At 46.8% G+C, this 1687-nt stretch carries 2 protein-coding genes; both read right to left on the minus strand.

Annotated features, from left to right (window positions below; genetic code table 11):
- A partial coding sequence (gene moaB, locus JFC06_RS12155) for a molybdenum cofactor biosynthesis protein B (RefSeq protein ID WP_198335244.1) occupies positions 1–515 on the minus strand: 515 nt, incomplete at its 3' end.
- A 93-nt stretch (positions 516–608) separates the two neighbouring features.
- On the minus strand, positions 609–1625 hold the full coding sequence (moaA, locus tag JFC06_RS12160; protein WP_265088188.1) for a GTP 3',8-cyclase MoaA: 1017 nt from the start codon (positions 1623–1625) through the stop codon (positions 609–611).
- Positions 1626–1687: the final 62 nt, after the last annotated feature.

The raw sequence follows: 1687 nt of genomic DNA on the forward strand, positions 1-1687 counted from the left end.
TTGGTACGCAAAAAATGCGGTACAAAGTTACAAGGACGCGTACGGCTATCAAACTGATCTTTTAAGATCTTTGTCCAACCAGTACGGCAAGCACCAGATGACCCAGGTAAGCAGAATATACCCGTACCATTTGCCATACCAGCCACGGCCCGCGATTGCACGGTTGACATACCGATCTCATCTTTTGAGAGTAACCGGAACATCTCCCCAAAGCCGTCAATCGATTTGTCAAACAAGACATTCACCGCCTCTGGCATGCTGTCTCGAATATAGAATCCTGTCCCGCCCGTCGTGATCACAGCATGAACGCTTGGGTCTGCAATCCAGCCACTAATCACCGCTCTAATCTGGTAGATATCGTCGGTAATCAGCTGACGGTCTGCGAGATGATGTCCCGCCTCCGTTAAGCTGTCTGCTAAATATTGTCCTGATGTGTCCTCTGCGAGCGTGCGACTGTCAGAAACCGTTAGAACGGCGATATTTAAGGGGGTAAATTTTGCAGCGGGCTTACTCATAAGTATTCCTTGATAGCGTTAATATATATTCATTAAAAGTATGACAGTCATTCATTTTTATAATTAAAAAAAGCAGCCTATCAATCAGCCCGTCTAACCGCCAATGATTGACAGATTGTGCATGATGCCACTGTTTGAATCATGGAGGTGATGGTGCTCCGGTTTGATCGGCATAAAGCTGTGTAAGGTACCAACCAACCCTGCAATATCATTTTGCTGTAGATGCTGACGAATATCGTAATTGCCTTGATCAAATAGGCACAAATGCACTTTACCTTGACTGCTGACCCGCAGACGGTTGCAAGTATCACAAAAATGCGCGGCATACGGCGCAATCATACCGATGCGGCCGACATAGTTTGGATGACTATACTCTACTGCCGGACCGTCAGCGCTGCCCCGCTGATGGGGCTGCCAGCCGTGTTCTAACAGATAGTCAATGATGATGTCAGACTGCGCATGCTGAGCAAAGAACAAATCGCTATTATCACTGGTCTGCATAAATTCAATAAAACGATAAGTGACCGCTCTGTCTTTGACATAATCGATGGCCTGCACAAGGTTTTCAAAAGCCGTTTCTGCCATCAAAATACTGTTTATTTTAAGTTTAATATCTGTGGTTGCAAGTAACGTATCCATGTCTGCGAGCAGTTGCGGCAACGTGTTAAAACCTGTCATTTTATAAAAGGTTGCGGCATCAAAGCTGTCCATACTGATATTCAGCTGATCCAATCCGGCGGCTTGCCAACTGGCCAAATGCTTGCCAAGCTTGTAGCCATTGCTGGTCATGGCAACGGTTTCGATGCCCTTCGTTTGTTTGATGGTTTTAATAATCTCGACCACGTCACGGCGTATAGAGGGTTCTCCGCCCGTGATTCTGACCTTTTTAGTGCCTACTTGGGCAAAGCCGCGTACCAATGTGGCAATTTCAGCAACGCTCAATTCATCATCAGGACGCTTGCCTTGATAGCCGTTGGGTAGGCAGTATTCGCAGCGAAAGTTACAAAAATCGGTAATAGACAAACGCAGATAAGTAAGACGACGGGCAAATCCATCTGTCAAAGGCTGATAGGATTCATCCGCTTGATCGGCAGGCGCACCTATCATCATTGGTCTGTACCCATCGATGATAGGGGACGCGGAGGTAGGCGAGTACCATTGGGCGTTGTCTA

Origin of the sequence: Psychrobacter namhaensis, from assembly GCF_016107545.1 — a bacterium.
Lineage (GTDB): Bacteria > Pseudomonadota > Gammaproteobacteria > Pseudomonadales > Moraxellaceae > Psychrobacter > Psychrobacter namhaensis.